The sequence below is a fragment of the Sphaerisporangium viridialbum genome, assembly GCF_049674955.1.
GTDB classification, from domain to species: Bacteria; Actinomycetota; Actinomycetes; order Streptosporangiales; family Streptosporangiaceae; genus Sphaerisporangium; species Sphaerisporangium viridialbum.
This window is the reverse complement of the sequence record NZ_CP187232.1, coordinates 1644191-1666929: the sequence shown is the minus strand read 5'-3', so window position 1 is coordinate 1666929 and position 22739 is coordinate 1644191. Positions and strand designations below refer to the sequence as shown.

Sequence of the window (22739 nt, the reverse complement as noted above, 5' to 3'; positions counted from 1 at the left end):
GATGTGATGGTCATCGGTCGTCGCCCAGCGCTTCGGCACGGTCGACCAGGGCTCGCAGCACCCGGAACCAGGTGCCGGCCAGATCCCGGACCGTCTCCTCGGACATCACCTCGGACGCGAAGGACCAGTGGGCGGCCAGCTCCGGCCCGCCCGGGTGGTCCTCGGTCAGGGCGTTGACGGTCAGGGCGTGCGACATCGGCATGCCCGGATCCGCGTCCAGGTCGGCGGCGTCGTCCTCCGGCGCGTACGACCAGTCGGTCGCCTCGGGACGGCCGAAACGGCCCATGTAGTTGAACTCGATCTGAGGCTCGCCGAGCCGTGCCAGCTCCGGCCCCGTCACCGGGTTCAGGTGCCGCAGCAGGCCGTGCCCGATGCCCGCCGCCGGGAGCGAGGCGAGGTGCGCCCTGATCCGGGCCAGTGCCTCGTCGAGCGCGGGCCCACCGGCGAGCGCGTCGGCCAGGTCCACAGTGCCCGGATCCAGGCGAACCGGGACGACGCTCGTGAACCAGCCGACCGTACGCGACAGGTCCGCGTTGCCCGCCAGTTCCTCCTCGCGGCCGTGGCCTTCCAGGTCAACCAGTACCGCGCTGCCGGGGCTCCGCCCGTCCGTCCGGCGATGCCAGTCGGCGACGGCCAGGGCCAGAGCGGTCAGCAGCACGTCGTTGACGGTCGCCTTGAAGGCGGCGGGCACCCGGCTGAGCAGCGGGGCAGTCCGGTCGGCGGGCAGGGTGAGGGACAGGTAGCGCGTGGTGGCGACCACATCCCGCCGCGGGTCGAGCGCCGGGGCCACGGAGATCGCGTCGCCCTCAGAGAGGATCGAGGTCCACAGCGGGAGCTCGTCCTCGCGGGCCGGGTCCGTGGCACGCTCGCCCAGCAGCTCCGACCAGCGGCGGAACGACAGGTCGACCGGCGGGAGCTCCGCGGGCCTGCCCGCCGCGACGTCCTGCCAGGCGGCGGCCAGGTCGGGGAGGACGACGCGCCAGGACACGCCGTCCACCACCAGGTGGTGGACCAGCAGCAGCAGCCGCCCCGGGGTGCCCCGGCCCGCGTCGAACCAGACCGCCCGCACCATCTGACCGGTGTCCGGGTCGAGGCGTGCCCGAGCCGCGTGGGCGTGCTCGGCGATGGCCCTGCGAAGCGCCGTCTCATCGGCTCCCACCGTGTCCACCCGCACGAGCCACGCCGCCACATCGGTCGTGCCCGGGGCCGGAACTCGCAACGACCATTCGCCACGGGCGCGCACCAGGCGGGACCGGAGCATGTCGTGCCGGTCGGCCACGGCCTGGAGGACGGACCTGAGTCCGCGCTCGTCCAGGTCGGCCGGAGTCCGCAGCAGCGCCGCCTGGTGGTATCCACTGATCGGGCCGCCGCGCTCCCGCATGGCGTGCATGATCGGGGTCAGCGGCACCGTGCCCGTGCCGTCGTCGTGCGTACGGCCGCCGGCGTCCGGGCCCGGCACGACGGCGACGGTGGCCAGCGCCGCGACCGTACGGTGCTGGAACACCTGGCGCGGGGTGATCCGCAGACCGGCGGCGCGTGCCCGGCTGACGAACTGCATCGCGACGATGCTGTCCCCGCCGAGAGTGAAGAAGTCGTCGTCGACACCGGCCTCGGGCAGGCCGAGCACCTCCGCGACGACCGCCAGCAGGGCGCGCTCGACGTCGTCGGCCGGCCCGCGCCCTCCGCCGCGCGCGGTGAAGACCGGCGCCGGGAGCGCCTTGCGGTCGAGCTTGCCGTTGGGCAGCAGCGGCAGCCCGTCCAGGACGACCACCGCCGCGGGCACCATGTACTCCGGCAGGGAGGCCGCGACATGCGCACGCAACGCGGCCGGATCGACAGGTCCGGGGTTCTCCGCCGGGACCACATAGGCGACCAGTCGCTTGACGCGAGGGCGGTCCTCCCGGGCCACGACCACGACCTGGGCCACGGACTCGTGCCGGTCCAGCACGGCCTCGATCTCGGCGGGCTCGACGCGGAAGCCGCGGATCTTCACCTGGTCGTCGGCTCGTCCGCCGTACTCCAGCCGCCCATCGGCGGTCCAGCGGGCCAGGTCGCCGGTACGGTACATGCGCGCCCCCGCCTCGCCGGACAGCTCCCCGTACGGGTCGGCGACGAAGCGCTCGCCGGTCAGGCCCGGACGGCCGAGGTAGCCCCGGGCCAGGCCCGCGCCGCCGAGGTACAGCTCACCGGTGACACCGGGCGGGACGGGCCGCAGGCCGGCGTCGAGCACATAGGCGCGGGTGTTGCCGACCGGGCGGCCTACCAGCGGGGACCCGCTGTCGCGGACGCGCGCGACCAGGGCGTCCACGGTGGCCTCCGTGGGGCCGTAGAGGTTGAACGCCTCCGTGGACCGCAGACCGGCCAGGTCGCTCCAGAGCGAGTCCGGCACCGCCTCACCGCCGACACCGACCACGGCCAGCGGGCACTCGCCGTCCCCGATCAGGCCGGCGTCGGCCATCTGGGCGAAGAACGACGGGGTGACCTCGATGAAGTCCAGCCCCTGATCCCGGATGGCGGCGGCCGTCAACTCGGGGTCGCGGCGCGTCTCGTCGGGAAGGACGTGCAGCGCGTGCCCGTCCAGCAGCCACAGCTGCGGCTGCCATGACGCGTCGAACGAGAACGACCACGCGTGGCCGACACGCAGGTGACGGCGGCCGGTGGCGGCCTTGGCCGGGTCGTGGAGGGTCCGGCGATGGCTGTGGAAGAGGTTGACGACGCTGCTGTGGCAGACCACCACGCCCTTGGGCAGGCCGGTGGAACCGGAGGTGTAGATCACGTACGCCGGGTGGCGCGGGTCGGGGGTGGTGGTGAGGTCGTCCCCGGGTCGGGCGGCGAGGCGTGCGGCGGTCTGCCGGGTGTCCAGCCGTAGCGTCGGGACACCGCCGTCCGGCAGCACGGTGGCGAACTCGTCGCTGGTCAGGAGGAGGACGGGCCTGGCGTCGCGGAGCATGTCGAGCACCCGCTCGGCGGGCAGGTCCGCGTCCACGGGCAGGTAGGCGGCGCCGGACTTCAGCACGGCGAGGATGGCCAGTATGAAGTCCGCCGAGCGCGGCAGCGACAGGGCGACGATCCGCTCCGGCCCCGCGCCCTCCTCGACGAGCAGCCGCGCGAGCCGGTTGGCCCGCTCGTTCAGCTCCCGGAAGGTCCAGCCGACCGTCCCCGACACCACGGCGACGGCATCCGGGCTCTCACCCACCTGCGCCTCGAACAGCCCAGAAACCGTGCCGGCGTCGGAGGGTTGTGGCTTGGTGGTGTCGTTCCAGGTGCGGAGGATGGTGTGGCGGTCGGCGGGGGTGAGGATGTCGACGCCGCCGACAGGCTGGTCCGCGTCGGCCGTCATCGCCTCGAAGAGCCGCACCATCGACGCGGCCATCCGCTCGGCCGTCGTACGGTCGAACAGGTCGGGGCGGTACTCGGCGGTCAGGACGAGGCGATCCCCGGGCTCCACCGCCCAGGTGAACGGGTAGTGGGTCGAGTCCTGGTGGTCGAGCACGGCGGTGCGCAGGCCGTCACCGGCCCCGAGCGCGGGCCCCCCTGCGTCGGGGTACGACTCGAAGACGATCAGCGTGTCGAACAGGTCGCCCAGCCCAGCCCTGCGTTGGACATCGGCCAGCCCGGCGTGCTGGTGGGCGATGAGCCGCGACTGCTCGTCCTGGAGGCGGTCGAGGAACGCCGCCAGGCTCTCGCCGTCACGGACGCGGACGCGCACCGGGATCGTGTTGATGAACAGGCCGATCATCGACTCGACACCGTCCAGCTCCGGGGGGCGCCCGGAGACGGTCGCGCCGAAGACCACGTCGTCGCGGCCGGTGAGCCGGGACAGCAGGATGCTCCAGGCGCCCTGGACCAGGGTGTTGACCGTCAGCCCGCGCGAGCGGGCGAGGGCCGACAGGGCCTCGGTCACCTCCCGGGTGACGTGCGTGGTGTGCGTCTCCGGCACGACCGGAGCCCGGTTCGGGTCGGCGGGCGCCAGGTGGGTGGGATCCTCCAGACCGTCCAGCGCCTCGGCCCAGGCATCGGCCGTGACACCCGCGTCCTGCCGCGCCAGCCACGCGAGGTACTCCCGGTACGGCGCCGCGGCCGGCGAACCGGAGCCCGGGCCGTGCGCGTACAGATCACCCAGCTCGCGCATGAGCTGCGGGATCGACCAGCCGTCCAGCAGAAGGTGCTGGTGGGACAGGATCAGGCGGTGGCGGCCTGGCCCGAGGCGCACGAGCATCAGCCGCAGGAGCGGCGGCTCGGACGGTGTGAACCGGCGCCGCTCCTGAGCGAGGTAGCGGGTCCACCGGGCTTCCCGAGCGGGCTCGCCGAGCTCCGAGAGGTCGACCTCACGCCAGGGCAGGGCGACCGTACGCGGCACGACGGCCACCGGACGGCCGGAGGACAGGTACCGGAATCCGGCGCGGAGGTTGTCGTGCCGGTCGAGCAGTGCCTGCCCGGCCTCGCGCAGCCGGGCGGCGTCCAGCGGGCCGTCGATCTCGTACGACACCTGGACCGTGTAGACGTCCGGCCCGTCGTCCCCAGAGTCGAACGAGGCGTGGAACAGCAGGCCCGCCTGGAGCGGCGTGAGCGGCAGGACGCCCGCGACATCCGTGACCGGCAGCTCGGCACGCTCGCCCTCGGTGAGAGTGACAAGCGCGGCGGGCGACGCCGTGCCGTCCAGGGTGCTGTGGATACCGCCGTCCAAGGAGCCGTCCAAGGAGCCGTTCGCAGTGCCGTTCGCAGTGCCGGGCACTCCGGCGACGGCGGCCAGCGACGCGACCGTCTTGTGCCGGAAGACGTCCCGGGGACTGATCACCAGCCCGGCTCCGCGCGCCCGGCCGACGAGCTGCATGGCGACGATGCTGTCGCCGCCGAGGGTGAAGAAGTCGTCCTCGGCGCCGACGCGTTCCAGGCCGAGCACGTCGGCGAACAGCCCGCAGAGCAGTTCCTCGCGCGGGGTGCTCGGAAGGGTGCCGGAGACCTCGGTGGCGAAGTCGAACTCCGGCAGGGCCTTGCGGTCGAGCTTGCCGTTCGGGGTGAGCGGAAGGGCATCGAGCACGACGAAGGCGGCGGGAACCATGTACTCGGGCAACACGGCCGCGACGTACTCCCGCAGCACCGCGGACCCGGGTATCGCGGAGCCCGAACCGGGACCCACGTCACCGAGCCCCGCCTGGCCATAGCCCGGAGTGACGGAGCCGGGGTCGACTGAGCCCGGAGTGACGGAAGCCTGGGTGGCTGAGGTGGGGGTGAGGTAGGCGATCAGGTGTTGGTTGTGGGCGATCACCACGGCTTGGGCCACCGCCTCGTGGCGGGACAGGACCGTCTCGATCTCTCCGAGCTCGATTCTGAAGCCGCGGATCTTGACCTGGTCGTCGGCCCTTCCGAGGAACTCCAGCGACCCGTCACGGCTCCAGCGCGCCAGGTCGCCCGTCCGGTACATGCGCGTGCCGGACGGCCCGTACGGGTCGGCGACGAAACGCTCGCCGGTCAGGCCCGGCCGGCCGAGGTACCCCCGGGCGAGCTGGACGCCCGAAAGGTACAGCTCTCCCGCCACACCCGGCGGCACCGGGCGCAGCGCCGCGTCCAGCACGTACGTCCGCGTGTTCCACACCGGCCGCCCGATCGGCACGGCGACGGCCCCGGGGAGCACCCGGACCGAGGTCACGTCGACGGATGCCTCGGTCGGCCCGTACAGGTTGTGCAGCTCCGCGGGGAGCACGGCGTGGAACCGGGAGGCCAGGTCGGCCGGCAGTGCCTCGCCGCTGCACATCACCCGGCGCAGCCCCGTGCACCGCGCCGCGCCCGGATCCTCCAGGAACGCCCGCAGCATCGAAGGTACGAAGTGCACCGTGGTGACCCGCTCGTCCTGGATCAGCCCGGCCAGGTACGCCGGGTCCTTGTGGCCCTCCGGCCTCGCCACCACCAGCGCCGCCCCGGTGATCAGGGGCCAGAAGAACTCCCACACCGACACGTCGAAGCTGGACGGCGTCTTCTGCAGCACGCGGTCGGAAGCGGTCAGGCCGTACTCGTCCCGCATCCACAGCAGGCGGTTGACGATGCCCTCGTGCGGCACCACCACGCCCTTCGGCCTGCCGGTGGACCCGGAGGTGTAGATCACGTAGGCCGGGTGCCGGGGGTCGTACGACGCGGGCAGCTCGCCCGAGGGGCCGTCGGGCAGCCCGTCCCGCAGCACGCAGACCGGGCGGGCGTCCGCCAGCATGAGCTCGACGCGCTCGCGCGGGTAGCCGGCGTCCAGCGGCAGGTACGCCGCGCCCGCCCGCTGCACCGCCAGCAGGGCGACCACCAGCTCGGCCGAACGTGGCAGCGCCACCGCCACCGTTCGCTCGGGACCGGCGCCCATCGCGGCCAGCGCCCGCGCCGCGCGCTCGACCCTGGCGTCCAGCTCCGCGTAGGTCAGGCGCTCGTCGCCGCAGACCAGGGCGAGCGCATCGGGCGTCCGCGCCACCTGGGCGCGGAACAGCTCGGGCAGCGTGGTGGCCTCCACCGGCCGCGCGGTGTCGTTCCACTCGCCCACGACGAGCCGGCGCTCCGGCCCGTCCATGATCTCCAGGTGCCGCACGGGAAGGCCGGGGTCGGCGACCACCTGCTCCAGCAGCCGTACGAGCCGTTCCGCGAGCCGCTCCACCGTGTCGTGGTCGAACAGGTCGGCGCTGTACTCGATCCAGCCCTCGATGCCCTCGCCGTCGCCCCGCTCGGCGAAGTCGAAGCTCAGGTCGAACTTCGCGGTCTCCTGGCCGAGCGGCTCGGGTCGCGCGTCGAGCCCCGGGAAGCCCGGAGCCCCGCCCTGGTCGGCCAGGTAGACGACCATCACCTGGAACAGCGGGTGCCTGGCGAGCGAGCGGGTGGGGTTGATCGCCTCCACCAGCCGCTCGAACGGCAGGTCCTGGTGCTCGTAGGCGGCCAGATCGGTGTCCCGCACGCGCGCCAGCAGCTCGCCGAAGCTCGGCGCGCCGGACAGGTCGGTGCGCAGCACGAGGGAGTTGACGAAGAACCCGACCAGGTCCTCCAGGCTCTCGTCGGTACGTCCGGAGATCGGCGCGCCGAGGGGGATGTCCTCCCCCGCTCCCAGCCGGTGCAGCAGCGTGGCCACCGCCGCCTGGGCCACCATGAACATGCTCACGCCGTGGCTTCCGGCGAGCCCGCGCAGTCCGCGCTCCAGCTCGGGGGTCAGCGAGAGGCCGACCGCCCCGCCGAGGTGGCTGCTCTCCTGGGGGCGCGGACGGTCCGCCGGGAGCGCCAGCTCTTCCGGCAGCCCTTCCAGCGCGCGGCGCCAGAAGCCGAGCTGACGCGCCGAAAGGCTGCCGGGGTCGCCGCCGTCCCCGAGCACGTCGCGGTGCCAGAGGGTGTAGTCGGCGTACTGGACGGGCAGCGGCGCCCACTCGGGTGCCCTGCCCTCGCGGCGGGCCCGGTAGGCGGTGGACAGGTCGCGCCACAGGGGCCGGTCCGACCACTCGTCGCCGGCGATGTGGTGGACCACCAGGAGGAGTACGTGCTCCCCCGGCGCCACCTCGAACACGCGGGCGCGCAGCGGCGGCTCGCGGTCGAGCTCGAAGCCGTGCCCGGCCGCCTCGGCCAGGCGCCCGGCGAGCTCGTCCTCCGTGACCCGCTGGAAGCCGGTGACGACCGGGACCTCGCCGGGGTCGAGGATGCGCTGGTAGGGGCGTCCGTCCCGCTCGGGGAACACCGTGCGCAGGCTCTCGTGCCGGGCCATCAGGTCCTGTACGGCGTCGCGGAGCGCGTCCTCGTCCAGGGCGCCCGACAGCCGCCAGGCCATCGGCAGGTTGTAGGTGGCGCCCGGGCCCTCCAGCCGGTGCAGCACCCACAGCCGCCGCTGGGCGAAGGACAGCGGCAGGGGCTCCGTACGGAGTGCGGGGACGAGGGCGGGCACGCCGTCCGGGGCCTCGCGCAACCGGCCCGCGAGCCGGGCGACGGTGGGCGCCTCGAAGACCGCGCGGAGGCTCACCTCGGCGCCGAGCGCCGTGCGGACGCGGCTGACCAGCCGCATCGCCAGCAGGGAGTGGCCGCCGAGCGCGAAGAAGTCGTCGTCCACGCCCACCCGTCCGGTCCCCAGCACGGCGGCGAACAGCTCGCAGAGGATCTCCTCGCGGGCGTCGCGGGGACGCCGGCCGGAGGTGACGGCCGCCACGTCCGGGACGGGCAGCGCGTGGCGGTCCAGCTTCCCGCTGATCGACCTCGGCAGTGCGGGAAGCTCCACGAAGGCCGCCGGGACCATGTGCTCGGGCAGCGTGGCGGCGACATGCGCCCGCAGCGCGGCGGGGTCGACGCCCCGGCCGGTCGACGGGACCGCGTACGCGACCAGCCGCCGCGCGCCCGGGGTGTCCTCGCGGACCGTCACGGCGGCCTGCGCCACGCCGGGGTGGGCGCGGAGCACCGTCTCGATCTCGCCCGGTTCGATGCGGAAGCCGCGCAGTTTGACCTGGTCGTCGGCCCGGCCGAGGAACGACAGGGTGCCGTCGGCGCGGCGCCGCACCAGGTCGCCGGTGCGGTACATGCGGCTGCCCGGTGCCCCGAACGGGTCGGCGGTGAACCGCTCGGCGGTCAGCCCGGGCCGGCCGAGGTACCCGAGCGCCAGGCCCTCGCCCGCCAAGTACAGCTCGCCAGGCACCCCGGCGGGGACCGGTCGCAGCGCGGCGTCCAGCACGTGGGCACGGGTGTTGGCCACCGGCGCGGCCCAGGGCTCCGGACGGTCCGGGGCGGGGCCGTGCCAGCCGTAGGCGTCGACGGCGCACTCGGTCGGGCCGTACAGGTCGTGCACCACCGTCTCCGGCAGCGCGCACAGCCGGTCCCAGAGCGCGGCCGGGGTGGCCTCGCCGCCCACCGCGATGACTCCGGGACGTCCCCGGCCGGGGTCGAGGAAGCCGTGGTGGATCAGTTCCCGCAGGTAGGTCGGGGTGAGATCGACGAAGTCGATGCGCTCACCGGCGAGGTAGGCGAGCAGGGCGGCCGGGTCGGTCATGGTGGCCTCGCCGACGACGTGCAGCTCGTGCCCGGCCAGCAGCCAGAGCATCGGCTCCCAGGATCCGTCGAAGCTGAACGACGCGGCGTGCACCGCGCGCAGCGTCTCCCGTCCGGCGGCACGGCGAGCAGGCTCGATGAGATCCTCGCGGTGCGAGCCGAACAGGTTACTCAGCCCCCGGTGCGTACCGAGCACACCCTTGGGCCTGCCGGTGGATCCGGACGTGTAGCTCACATATGCGACGGCGGACGCCGGCACACGAACCCCCACCCCACGGTCACCCGGCTCGGTGGCGGGTACGGCCGGAGCGTCACCGGAGCGGCCGTCCGGCTCGGCGGGTGGGCGTGGGTCGTCGAGGAGGAGCAGGGTGGTTCGCCCGGAGGGGAGGACGGGGGCGATGGCCATCGTGGTGAGCACGCAGGCCGGGGCCGCGTCGTCGAGCATGCGCTCCAGGCGCTCGGCCGGATAGCCGGGGTCGAGCGGGAGGTACGCGGCGCCCGCGGTGAGCACCCCGAGGATGGCCGGCACCATCTCGGCCCGGGGAAGGGCCAGCCCCACCACGCTCCCGGCCGTGACCCCCTGCCGCAGCAGCAGCCGGGCCACGCCATCCACCTCGGCGGACAGCTCGCCGAAGGTCAGCGTGCGGCCATCGGTGACCAGCGCCACCTGGTCCCGGCGGGTACGGGCGGCCTCGGCGAACAGCTCGGGCACCGTACGCCGTTCCACCGGCCGGGCGGTGTCGTTCCACGCGCCCAGGGACGCCCGGAGCTCCTCGTCCGTCAGTACGGGCAGCCGTCCGACCGGCCGGTCCGGGTCTGCGGCCAGCAGGCCGAGCAGCGAGACGGCGCGGCCGGCCATCGCCCGGGCGGTCCCGGGGTCGGCGAGGTCCTCGGCGTACTCCAGCAGCAGGGTGACGCGGTCCTCGCCCGCATGGTCGACGAAGGTGAAGTCCAGGTCGAACTTGGCGGTCCGGATGCGGGCCGGCCACCACTCGGTGGGCAGGTCCAGCACCGCCGGATCGCCGTCGGGCCGGTAGTGGTAGCCCAGCATGACCTGGAACAGCGGGTTGCGTCCCGGCACGCGCGGCGGGTTGAGCGCCTCCACCACCTGCTCGAACGGCAGGTCCTGGTGCTCGAAGGCGGCCAGGTCGGCGTCCCTGACCCTGCCGAGCAGCTCGGTGAACGTCGGGTCGCCGGACAGGTCCGTACGCAGCACCAGGGTGTTGACGAAGAACCCCACGAGGTCGTCCAGCGCGCTGTCCGTGCGCCCGGCGATCGGGGCGCCCAGCGGGATGTCGGTGCCCGCCCCCATCCGGTGCAGCAGGGTGGCTACCGCGGCCTGGAGCAGCATGAACATGCTGGTACCTGTCCTGGCGCACAGGTCGCGCAGGGCGCGGGCGGTGTCCGTGGGCAGCTCCGCGCGCACCATGCCGCCCCGGCCGGTCGGCTCGGACGGGCGTGCGCGGTCGAGCGGCAGGGGGATCTCCTCCGGCAGCCCGGCCAGCGTCCCGGTCCAGAAGGCGAGCTGGCGCGCACCCTCGCTACCCGGGTCGGCAGGGTCGCCGAGCAGCCGCCGCTGCCAGAGCGTGTAGTCGGCGTACTGCACCGGCAGCGGGGCCCACTCGGGCGCCCGGCCCTCGCGACGGGCCCGGTAGGCGGTGCCCAGGTCGGTGAGGAACGGCCGGTCGGACCACTCGTCGGTGCTGATGTGGTGCAGCACGATCGCCACCACGTGGTCGTCCGGCGCCACCCGGAACACCTCGGCCCGCAAGGGGATCTCGCTGTCCAGCTCGAACGGCCGGGCGACCGCGTCCCGAATCCTCCCCTCCACCCGATCCACCGAGCACTCCTCAACACCGAAGAACGGCTCAGCCTCCTCAGCACGAAGAATCCGCTGGTACGGCCCGCCCTCCTCGACGGCCGAACCCAGCCGGTACGGCCCCGCCCCGGTCGGCGGAACCGGGGTCTCCTCGGTGGTGGGTGCGGTGTGCGGGGGTTCGTGCTCGGGGAAGACGGTGCGCAGGGCCTCGTGGCGGGCCACCACGTCGCGCAGCGCCTGGCGGAGGGCATCGGTGTCCAGCGTGCCGCGCAGCCGGAAGACCAGCGGGAAGTGGTACGCGTCGCCGCCGCTGAGCCGCTCGGCCAGCCACAGCCGCCGCTGTGCCGGGGACACCGGGACGCACTCGGGGCGGTCCGCCACCGGCTCCACGGCCGTACGGGCCGGGCGGCCGGCGTCCGCGCGCTTGGCCAGCAGGGCGGGCGCCGGGGCCTCGAACAGGTCACGGATGGCCAGCTCGGCGCCCAGCTCCGTACGGGCCCGGCTGATGAGCCGGGTGGCGAGCAGCGAATGGCCACCAAGCTCGAAGAAGTCGTCCTCGGCGCCCACCGTCGGCAGGCCCAGGACCTCGGCGAACAGGCGGCAGAGCACCTCTTCTCGCGGCGTCCTCGGCCCGCGTCCCCCGGCGAGCGGCACCGGCGCTTCGGCCTCGGGCAGCGCGCGCACGTCGAGCTTGCCGTTGTCGTTCATGGGCAGCCGGTCGAGGGTGACGAAGGCCGCCGGGACCATGTAGTCGGGCAGCACCTGCCGGAGATCCTCCCGGAGCCGCCGCACGAGGCCGCTCGTACCGCCCGCCGAGGCCGGGGTGTTGGCGTACGGGGGCGTGCCGCCGCCGGGCAGGTAGAGGCCCTCGGTGACCCGGAACTCTCCCCGCACGAAGACGGCGTCGTAGGTGCCCGGCTCGCGCGACCAGGTGGTGAGGACCCGGTAGCCCTCACTCGCGGCGAGCGCGTGAAGGTCCTCGGGCTCGACTCCCCCGGCCACCACGGCACCCCGCTCGCTGCCCGCACGGGCATCGGGCACACCGGTCACCCGCAACCGCTCCGCCCGCGACTCCCGCAAACGACGCACAAGCCCGCCGGCCCATGCCGCCGGCTCCTCCCCGGTCGCGACGACGTGCCCGGCGGCCCACCCCGCCGGCTCCTCCCCGGCCGTGGTGACGAGCGTGTCTGCCCAGGTCAGCGTTGGCTCGTCGCCGAGGTGAGTGTCGGGTTCGCCGTTGTAGAGGACGGCGTCGTAGCGGTAGCGGGTCAGCTCGTTGTGGTGGCGCCCGCGCTTGGTACGAAGGTCGATGCCGAAGCCGAGGGTGGTGAAGTAGTCCGGGTCGACGAGGAGTTCCTTCTCCAGCGCGATCCCACGTTCGACGGCCGCGTGGACATACTCGGGAACGGTCTGGCCGTGCTCGGGGGCCGCGTGGAGGTGCCTCTGCCCGGTGTCCTTGCCGTCCTGGCCGGTGTCCTTGCCGGAGCGGGTGAGCTGGATGCCGGTGTGGAACGCGCGGGCGAGCCGCAGGTTGCGTACGTCGCCGACGAACAGGGCGCCGCCCGGCGCCAGCAGTCCCATGGCGCCCCTGATGACCTCCGTCAGATGGTCGACGCTCGGGAAGTACTGGATGACGGAGTTGATGATGATCGTGTCGAAGTGACCAATGGGCAGCCCATCGGTCACGTTCGCGGGCATGCAGCGCAGCTCGACCTTGGCCGCCAGCTCCGGGTCCCGGCGCAGGTCCTCACCGATCTTGCGGATCACGGGTGCGGCGAAGTCCGTCGCCCAGTACGCCTCCACCTCGGGCGCCAGGCGCGACAGCAGCAGCCCGGAGCCGACGCCGATCTCCAGGATCCGGCGCGGACGCAGCTCGCGGATGCGGGCGACGGTCCGCTCGCGCCACTCGCGCATGTGGTCGAGCGGGATGGGCAGCCCGTCGTAGCTGCTGTCCCAGCCCGCGAAGTCCTCGGTGAAGACGGCGGTGCCGATCTGCTCGTACTCGTCGGAGTAGATCTCCCGCCACTCGCCGATCCACTCCCGCTCCGCGGACTCCCGCTCCTCGCCGGTGGGCTCGGCGGGCACGACGTACCCGACGAGGCGCTGGGCGCCGGGGGCGGAGGGGTCGTCGCGGGCGATGACGGCGGCCTGGGCGACCTCCGGGTGCCGGGCGAGCGCGGTCTCGATCTCCCCCAGCTCGACCCGGTAGCCGCGGATCTTGACCTGGTCGTCGGTGCGGCCGAGGAAGTCGATGTTCCCGTCGGCGCGACGGCGCACCAGGTCGCCCGTGCGGTACATGCGCTCGCCTGGCTCGCCGTACGGATCGGCGACGAAGCGCTCGGCGGTCAGCCCAGGCCTGTCGAGGTAGCCGCGGGCGAGGCCGATGCCCGCGATGTACAGCTCACCGGGGACGCCACCGGCGGCCGGGCGCAGCCAGGCGTCCAGGATGTGGGCGCGGGTGCCCCGGATGGGACGTCCGACGGTGGGCGTGGGACTGTCGTCCGTGCCGCCGCCGAGCGTGTTGATGGTGTACTCGGTGGGGCCGTAGAGGTTGTAGCCGTAGGTGCCCTCGGTGTCGCGGAGCCGGCTCCATACCGTCTCGGACACCGCTTCGCCGCCGAGCAGCACCAGCGGCGGGCGGTGCCCGTCGAGCAGCCCCTCCTCGATCAGCAGGTGGGCGTAGGTCGGGGTGACGTTGACGACGTCCACGCGGTGGGTCTCGCAGTACGCGACCAGGGCTTCGGCGTCACGCCGCAACTCCTCGTCGCAGACGTGCACCTCGTGCCCCTCGACCAGCCAGAGCAGCTCCTCCCACGACATGTCGAACGCGAACGACACCGTGTGCGCGATGCGCAGCCGGCGGCCACCGGCGGAGGCGATCGCCGGGGCGAAGATCTCCTTCTGGTGGTTGACCAGCATGTTCGTCAGCCCCCGGTACGGCGTGACGACCCCCTTGGGACGGCCGGTGGACCCCGAGGTGTAGATGACGTACGCCGGGTGCTCCAGGCTGAAGCGGGGACGGTCGGCCTCGGTGACCGGGTCGCCGGGAAGCCGGGCCAGTTCCCCGGTCACCGCCGGGTCGTCGAGCCGTACGCGCGGGACGTCCGGGGCGCCCGCCTCCAGCCGGCGCGAGACGGCCGTGGTGGTCAGCAGCAGGGCCGGACGGGCGTCGTCGAGCATCATCGCGAGCCGGTCGTCCGGGTGGTCGAGCTCCAGCGGCAGGTAGGCCGCGCCCGTACGGAGCACGGCGAACAGCGCGACGACCATGTCGATCGAGCGGGGCAGGGCGAGCGCGACGATCTTCTCCGGCGCCGCGCCCCGCGCGAGCAGCAGCCGCGCCATGCGGTTGATCCGGGCGTCCAGGTCGGCGTAGGTGAGGCTTTGACCACCGAAGACCAGCGCCGTGGCCTCGGGGGTGCGGGCGGCCCGCGCGGCGAGCAGGTCGGCGATGGTCTCGTCGGGGACGGGCACGCGGCCGGCGGCCCGCTCCCGCTCCAGCTCGGCTCTTTCCAGCGGCAACAGGTGGTCGAGGCGGCCGACGGGCGCGTCCAGGTCGTACGCCAGCCGCTCCACCAGCAGGGTGAAGCGGTCCAGCAGGGCCTGGGCCCGAGGGCGGTCGATGAGGTCGGGCCGGTGCGCGAGCGTGACCCGGATGCGCTCCCCGGGCGTCACGATGAGGTTGACGGGATAGTGGGTCGCGTCCACGTTGGCGACGGCCGTGGCGCCGTGCCGGTCCGACAGCCCGGCGAGCCGCTCCTCGGTGTCGCCGTCGCGCAGCACGAAGAGGGTGTCGAACAGCTGCCGGTGCCCGGTCTCCGCCTGCAGGACGCCAAGGCCCAGGTACTCGTACGGCATGAGGGCCAGGCGCTCGCCCTGGACGCGCCGCAGCAGGTCCAGCACCGGCTCGGCCGGGTCGAAGGCGATGCGGGCGGGGACGGTGTTGAGGAACATGCCGATGACGTTCTCGACGTCCGGCACCTCGGTCGGGCGGCCCGCCACCGTGGTGCCGAAGACGACGTCGGCACGTCCGGTCGCGGCTGCCAGCACCAGGCCCCAGGCGGTGTTGAGCACCGTGTTGAGCGTCAGTCCGCGGCGCCGGGCGGCGTCGCGCATCCGGTTCCCGAGCCCAGCCGGAAGGACGGCGTCCAGGCTCTCCGGGATGACCGGCCGCCGGCCCTGGCTCGCGGTGGCGGCCAGCAGGGTGGGCTCGTCCAGGCCCGCGAGCGCGGTGCGCCAGGCGCCGGCGGCGGTCCCGGTGTCCTGGGCCTCCAGCCAGGTCAGGTAGTCGCGGTACGAGCCGGGGCGCGGCAGCCCGCGCTCGTCCCCGCCCGTCTCGTACAGCGCGAAGAGCTGGTCGAGGAAGAGCCAGGCCGACCAGCCGTCCCACAGCAGCAGGTGCCGGCCGATGACGAGCCGGTCGCCCCTGGCCTCGCCGAGCCGGACCAGCAGCATCCGGAAGAGCAGGGGCCTGGCCAGGTCGAACCCGCGGGTCCGCTCGGCGTCCATCAGCTCGCGCAGCCGCTCGTCCTGCTCGGCGGCGGGGAGGTCCGACAGGTCGGCCTCTTCGAGCGGGATCTCGGGGTCGCCCACGATGAACTGCACCGGCCGGCGCAGCCCGTCGCTGGTGAAACCGGCGCGCAGGCTGGGGTTGCGGGCCAGCAGCACTCTGGTCGTGGCGCGCAGGCGGTCGGCGTCGACGCGGGCGGCGAGGTCGAAGGACTCGTGCACGGTGTAGACGTCCAGGGCGCCGTCGTCGTACGTGGAGTGGAAGAACAGCCCCTCCTGCAACGGCGCCAGCGGCCAGACGTCCTCCACCGACCCCCCGGCGAGCCGCCGCACCCGCTCGTACTCGTCCGCGGTGAGCACGAACCCGGAGCCCGGCTCACCGGGCCCGGCACCGACGCCGCCACCGCCGGCCTTACCAAGGGCGGCGGCCAGGGCGGCGGGGGTGCGGTGCTCGAAGACGTCGCGCGGGCTCAGGCCGAGGCCCGCACGGCGGGCGCGGCTGGAGACGCCGATCGAGGTGATGCTGTCGCCGCCGAGCATGAAGAAGTCGTCGTCGACACCGGCCTCGTCGAGTTTCAGCACGGCCGCGAAGATCTCGGTGAGGACGCGCTCGCGCCCGTCGCGCGGGGCCCGCGCCCCGGTCCGTACAGCCTGGGGAGCGGGAAGCGCGTTGCGGTCGAGCTTGCCGCTCGGCGTCAGCGGCAGGGCGTCCAGCTCGACATACGCGCCCGGCACCATGGACGCGGGCAGCGCCTCGCCCAGAGCGGATCCCAGCGCGGCCACGTCAAGCCCGCCCCCGACCGCCTCGCCAAGGGCCGCACCGAGCCCGCGCTCACCGCCGACCGCCTCTCCACGGGCCACGCCGGAAGCGGTGTGCCCGGTCCTCGCCGGGACGACGTACGCGACGAGGGTGGACCCGTGGACGGTCACCGCCGCCTGGGCCACGCCGGGCAGGCCGTTCAGCGCGGCCTCGACCTCGCCGGGCTCGATGCGGTTGCCGCGCAGCTTGACCTGCCGGTCGGTGCGCCCGAGGTACTCGACGACGCCGTCCGCACGGCGGCGCACCAGATCGCCGGTACGGTACATGCGACCGCCCGCCGGGCCGTACGGATCGGCCACGAACCGCTCGGCGGTCAGGCCGGGACGGGCGAGGTAGCCCCGGGCCAACTGCACGCCGGTCAGGTACAGCTCGCCGGGCACCCCGGCCGGCACCGAGCGCAGGCAGGAGTCCAGCACCCGCAGCCCGGTGTTCCACACCGGACGGCCGATGGGCACGGTGATGTCCGCCGATCCGTCATACGGGTGGTACGTCACGTCGACGGCGGCTTCGGTCGGGCCGTACAGGTTGTGCAGCGGCACCCCGGTGAGCGCCTGCCAGCGTGCGGCGGCGGCGCCGGGCAGGGCCTCGCCGCTGCTGAGCACGCGGCGCAGGCTCGCGGCCCATGACGGGTCGGCGGTGATCTCGTCGGCGCCCAGGAAGGCTTCGAGCATCGAGGGCACGAAGTGCATCGTGGTGACGCGCTGTTCGCGGATGAGCGTGGCAAGGTACGCGGGGTCGCGGTGCCCGTCGGGCCTGGCGAGCACCACGGCGGCGCCCTCGCACAGCGCCCAGAAGAACTCCCAGACGCTGACGTCGAAGCTGGACGGCGTCTTCTGCAGCACCCGGTCGTCGGGACGCAGCCCGTACTCGCCCTGCATCCACGCCAGCCGGTTGACGATGGCCCGATGGGTCACGACCACGCCCTTCGGACGCCCGGTCGACCCCGACGTGTAGATCAGGTACGCCGGATCATCAGGCGCCGCACCCACCGGGGTGTCCGGGTCGAGCGGGGTCGTCGGGGCATCGAGGAGGAGGCGGGTGAGGTTTTCCACCTGCGGGAGGCGCGGGGAGGTGGCGGCGGTAGTCACCACCGTGCTCGCGCCCGAGTCGGTGAGCATGTAAGCGATGCGGTCCGCCGGATAGTCGACGTCGACCGGCAGGTAGGCCGCGCCCGACTTCAGCACGCCGAGCAGTGCCACCATCAGCTCCGCCGAACGCGGCACGGCGACCGCGACGACGCGCTCCGGGCCCGCGCCCCCGGCTCGCAGGCGGCGGGCGAGGAGTTCGGCGCGGGCGTCCAGCTCCTCGTAGGTGAGGGTCTCACCGTCGTACACGACGGCCGTGGCCTGAGGGGTACGCGCCACCTGGGCCTCGAAGGCGGCGGCCAGAGTGGTCTCGGCCACCTGCCGTTCCGCACCGGCGAGCCGGGCTCGCACCGCCTCCTCGTCCGAGAGCAGGTCGACGCGGGCGGCGTTCTGCCCGGGGTCGTCGGCCAGAGCGCGCAGGATGCGGGTGAGCCGGTCCGCGATCCGCCGTACGGCCGCGCCGGGAAGGCGCTGGGCATGGTGCTTCAGCCGCAGGTCGAGCCGGCGGCCCGGCTTGACGATCAGGGCGAGCGGGTAGTGGACGGCGTCGTGGAACTCGTGACCGGTGATCCTCACCGTCCCTGAAGGGTCGGCGAGCCCGGTTCCCGACGGGTAGTTCTCGAAGACGAGCAGGGTGTCGAAGAGTTCGCCGCTTCCCGCCTGCCCGGCGACGCGCTGGAGTTCCGCGAGACCGAGGTGCTGGTGGTCCAGGAGCTGGGCCTGCTCGTCCTGGAGTCGCCCGGCCAGCTCGGCGAGGGTGTCGGCGGGCTGCCACCGGAAGCGGGTCGGCAGGGTGTTGATGAACAGGCCGACCATGGAATCGATGCCGTCGACCTCGGCGTCCCGGCCGGAGACGGTGGTGCCGAAGACCACGTCCTGGCGGCCGGTCAGGCGCCCGAGGAGCAGCCCCCACGCGGTCTGGACGACCGTGCCCAGGGTCACCCCTTGCTCCCTCGCGCGCGCCGCGAGCCGCGCTGTGACGTGCTCGGACAGCTCGGCACGTACCTGCCCGGGCCTGAGCTTCGCCCGGCTCGCGGGTGCGTCCACCAGCCGGGTCGGCTCGTCCAGCCCCGCCAGCGCGACACGCCAGGCGTCACGAGCGGCCTCCCGATCCGCCAAAGCCAGATGGCGCAGATGGTCACGGTACGAAGCCACCTCCGGCAACGCGGCCGTTCCGTACATGGCCATCAGCTCGCGGTGTAGTACCGGCAGCGACCAGCCGTCCGCCACGATGTGATGGAAGGTCAGCAGAAGGAGGCCGCGGTCGTGCCCGAGCCGGACCAGCGCGCATCGCAGCAGCGGGGGCCGGGCCAGGTCGAAGCCCCGGTCGCGCTCCTCGGCCGCCACGGCGTCCGCGAGCGGCCGTTGCTCCTCGGGGTCCCGCGGGGACAGGTCCACCTCATGCCAGGGCAGGTCCAGCCGTTCGGCGATGATCTGCACCGGCCTTCCGTCCGGGAGCCGGCGGAAGCAGGCGCGCAGGGGTGCGTGCCGGTCCAGCAACCCCTGGGCGGCCCGGCGCAGGGCCTCGCCGTCGACCGGACCGGTCAGCTCGATGACCTGCTGGACGACGTAGGCGTCGCCGTCCGGACCGTCCACGAGCGAGTGGAAGAAGAAACCCTCCTGAAGCGGGCTCAGCGGCAGCAGCTCCTCGACGGTGACCGGGTGGTCCCGCTGAACCTCGGCGAGCTCCCCCTCCGAAAGCTGGACGAGCGGGATGCCGGCCCCGCTGTCCGCCACGCTGTCGGCGACGGCGACCTGGGCGAGGGCGGCGACCGTTCGATGGCGGAAGACGTCGCGGGACGTGAGCCGGAGTCCTGCTCCGCGTGCGCGGATGAGCAGCTGGATCGCCACGATGCTGTCGCCACCGAAGGCGAAGAAATCATCGTCGACGGAGACCGACCGCAGCCCCAGCACCTCGGCGTACAGCGAGCACAGCAGCTCCTCACGCGCGTCGCGAGGAGCGCGGCCGGAGCTGAGGGTCGCGTAGTCGGGCACCGGAAGCGCGGTGCCGTCGAGCTTGCCGCTCGGGGTGACCGGCAGCTTGTCGAGGGGGACGAACGCGGAGGGAACCATGTACTCGGGCAGCCACTCGGCCGCGTGCGAGCGCAGGGTCCTCATCAGGGTGGTGACGTCCCGGAACGGCACGGGGCGGTTGGCGTGCGGAAAGGCGGCGGCCGGTCGGTAGAGGTCACCGAGAGGCGCGTCCCCGCGGGCGAAGACCACGTCCGTGCTGCCGTCGCCGGCGTGACCGTTCCAGGTCACGGCCACGCGGTAGCCGTACCGGGCGCCGAGCTCGTGCAGGGCCTCGGGGTCGACGTCGTCCACCGGCGAAGCGGGACGGCTGCCGTCCTCGATGGCGTACAGCGCGGCGAGGTCCTCGGCGAGCCGCGCGTTCGGCACCTGGTTCACCCGAAGCCGGACGGGACGCCCTGCCAGGCGAGCCTCAAGCCCGCGCACCCCGCCGATCGCACTCCACCCGACCTCCTCGGCTTCGTCACCCGAGGACGCCAGACCAGCCTTTTCCCGGTCTTCGGGCCCGGTCGGATCCGCCCCCGTACCGCTTGTGGTCCGGAGCACCACGTCGTAGCGGTAGCGGGTCAGTTCGTTGTGGTGGGTGCCGCGCTTGAGGCGGATGTCGGCGGTGAAGCCCTCAAGGGCCGTGAAGAACCCGGGGTCGAGGAGCAGCTCGCCTTCCCAGGTCACCGAGCGTTCGACGGACGCGAGCAGGGCCTGCTTGTCCTCGGGGCCGGCGCCGCGCCGGGTCTCGACCGCGGCCCGCAGGCAACGCAGCAGCCGCAGGTTCCGCACGTCGCCGACGTAGATGCCACCGCCAGGAGCAAGGAGCGTCCCCGCCTTGCGCAGCACGTCCGCCAGGTACTCCGCGCTCGGGAAGTACTGCGCGACGGAGTTGATGACCACGGTGTCGAAGAACCCCGCCGGCAGCCCGGTGACGTCGTGCGCGGGCCGGACGCGCAGCTCGACCCGGCCGTCGAGCTCCGGCACCGCGTCGACCTGGGCGCGCAGCGACCGGATCGCCTCTTCCGAGACGTCCGTGCCCCAGTACGCCTCGCAGTCCGGGGCGACGCGGGAGAGGATGAGCCCGCTGCCGACGCCGATCTCCAGCACCCGGCGCGGTCGCGGTTCCCGGATGCGGGCGACCGTGGCGTCGCGCCACTCCCGCATCTCCGCGACCGGGATCGGCAGCCCGTCGTACATGCTGTTCCAGCCGGCGAAGTTCTCACGGAAGCCCTCGGAACCGGCGGCCGAGTAGAGCAGTTCGTGGAGGTCCTTCCACTCCCCGACCTGCTCCGTCTCGTCGCGGCCCGGCTCGCCGTCGAGGGACGGGACGACGTAGGCGGCCAGCCGCCGGTCGCCGGGCCGGTCCTCGCGGACCACGACCGCGACCTGGTCGACGGCCGGGTGCCCCCGCAGTACGGACTCGATCTCTCCGGGCTCGATCCGGAAGCCGCGGATCTTCACCTGCGAGTCGGCGCGGCCGAGGAACGCGAGCCTGCCGTCGGCCGTCCATCGCACCAGGTCACCTGTGCGATACAGCCGCTCGCCCGGCGCGCCGAACGGGTCGGCGACGAACCGTTCGGCGGTCAGGTACGGCCGTCCGAGGTAGCCGCGTGCCAGGCCCGCGCCGCCGAGGTACAGCTCGCCCGCCACCCCCGCCGGGACGGGCCGCAGGCGGGCGTCGAGCACGTACGCGCGGGTGCCGGGGTCCGGCCCGCCGATGGGCACGATGGCTCCGGACGGGGTGTCGGGGTCGCACAGGCCGAGGGTCGAGTTGGTGGTCGCCTCGGTGGGGCCGTACGCGTTGAACATCATCCGGCCGCGCGCGTACCGGCCGACCAGCTCGGGCGAGACGCGCTCGGTGCCGGCCAGCAGGGTGGCGGCGGGAGGCAGCAGGACGTCGTCCGGCATGGCGGCGAGCAGGGCCGGGGGCAGGATCATGAACGTGACCCCGTTGGCGTTCGCGTAGTCGGCGAGCGGCGCGCCGGGCACCCGCAGCTCGGACGGTACGACGACGAGGCGGCCCCCGGAGAGCAGTCCGAGGCACAGGTCCCAGAACGCCACGTCGAAGCTCGGCGAGGAGAACTGCAGCACACGGCTGTCCGGCCCGACGCCGAACCGCTCGCTCTGGGTGGCCACCAGCTTGGCCACGCCCGCGTGCGACAGGACCACGCCCTTGGGACGGCCGGTGGAACCGGAGGTGTAGATGACGTACGCCGCGTTGAGCACGGACAGCGCTCCCCGGTCGGCCTCCGCGGGGTCGTGGGCCGGACGGGTCGCCAGCTCGCGCGCGGTCTCCGGCGCGTCGAGGACGAGTAGCCCGACGCCATCGCACAGAGGGAGGTCGGCCGCGGTGTCAGCGGTGGTGACGAGGCAGGCGGGCGCGGCGTCGGCGAGCATGTACGCGATGCGGTCGGCCGGGTAGTCGGTGTCCAGCGGCAGGTAGGCGGCACCCGCCTTGAGGACGGCCACCTCGGCGACGATCAGCTCCGCCGACCGGGGCAGGGCGAGCCCCACGACACGCTCTGGCCCGGCCCCGCGTGCGATCAGCGCGTGCGCGAGGCGGTTCGCCCGCTCGTCCAGCTCGGCGTAGGTGAGAACGGTGTCCTCGAAGACCAGGGCCACGGCGTCCGGGCGCAGGCGCACCTGCTCGGCGAACATCTCGGGCCAGGTGAGCGACGGGACGTCATGGCCGGTGTCGTTCCACTCGACGAGGACGCGGTGCCGCTCCTCGGGGGTCAGCGGCTCCAGTTCGGCGACGGCGACGTCCGGCCTGGCCAGCCCGTCGGCCAGCAGAGTCTCGTAGTGCCCCAGCATCCGATCGGCGGTCGCGCTTTCGAACAGGTCGGGCCTGTACGTCAACCGCGCCGCGCACTCCAGCGACTCACCCGCCCGCTGTGTCACCACCTCCAGTGACATGTCCAGCGGGTACGCGGCCGGCTCCGTGGTGGGGGTGCCACCGCCGACGGCGATGGACGTGTTGAAGAAGAGGCCCCCGCCGCGGGTGGGATCGGGTCGCAGGCCGGCCGCGAGGGCGGAGAGCGGGATCCGATGCGCCCGCGCCTGCTCACAGGCGTCGGCCACGCGTCGTGCCAGCTCGCCGAAGGTCGTGTCACCGTCCAGCTCGACCCGCAGCGGCAGCCCGTCGAACCCTGCGCAGATGTCACCCGAGCCGCCGTAGCGGTGCAGCAGTGCGACGTACGCGGCGAGCAGCGACGCCTCCGGCACGGCGTCGCCTGCGCGGGACCCCGTCGAGGCGTCGCCCACCTGGGAGCCAAGCGCGGCGGCCGCCGCGTGGGAGGCCGGGGAGGCGCCGGTGCGGCCCAGGGCAAGGGTGCGGCCGCGGGTTTCGCGGGCGAAGGCGGGGGCCGACGGGTACGGGAAGTCGACCGGGAGGACCGTTTCCTGCGGGAGCGGGGCGAGCCGCCGGTGCCAGTACGCCGTCACTTCTTCAATAGCCGACACAGGTGACCGCGCCTCCCAAAGCTGGACGAAACAGGCTCAAACGAGC

General features: G+C 73.7%; 1 protein-coding gene. It reads right to left on the bottom strand.

Going from position 1 to position 22739, the window contains the following annotated elements:
• Positions 1-10 precede the first annotated feature (10 nt).
• The gene (locus ACOZ38_RS07645; RefSeq protein WP_424529403.1) at positions 11-22693 is read right to left on the bottom strand and encodes a non-ribosomal peptide synthase/polyketide synthase; all 22683 of its coding nucleotides are present in this window, start codon (positions 22691-22693) and stop codon (positions 11-13) included.
• Between the last annotated feature and the right edge of the window lie 46 nt (positions 22694-22739).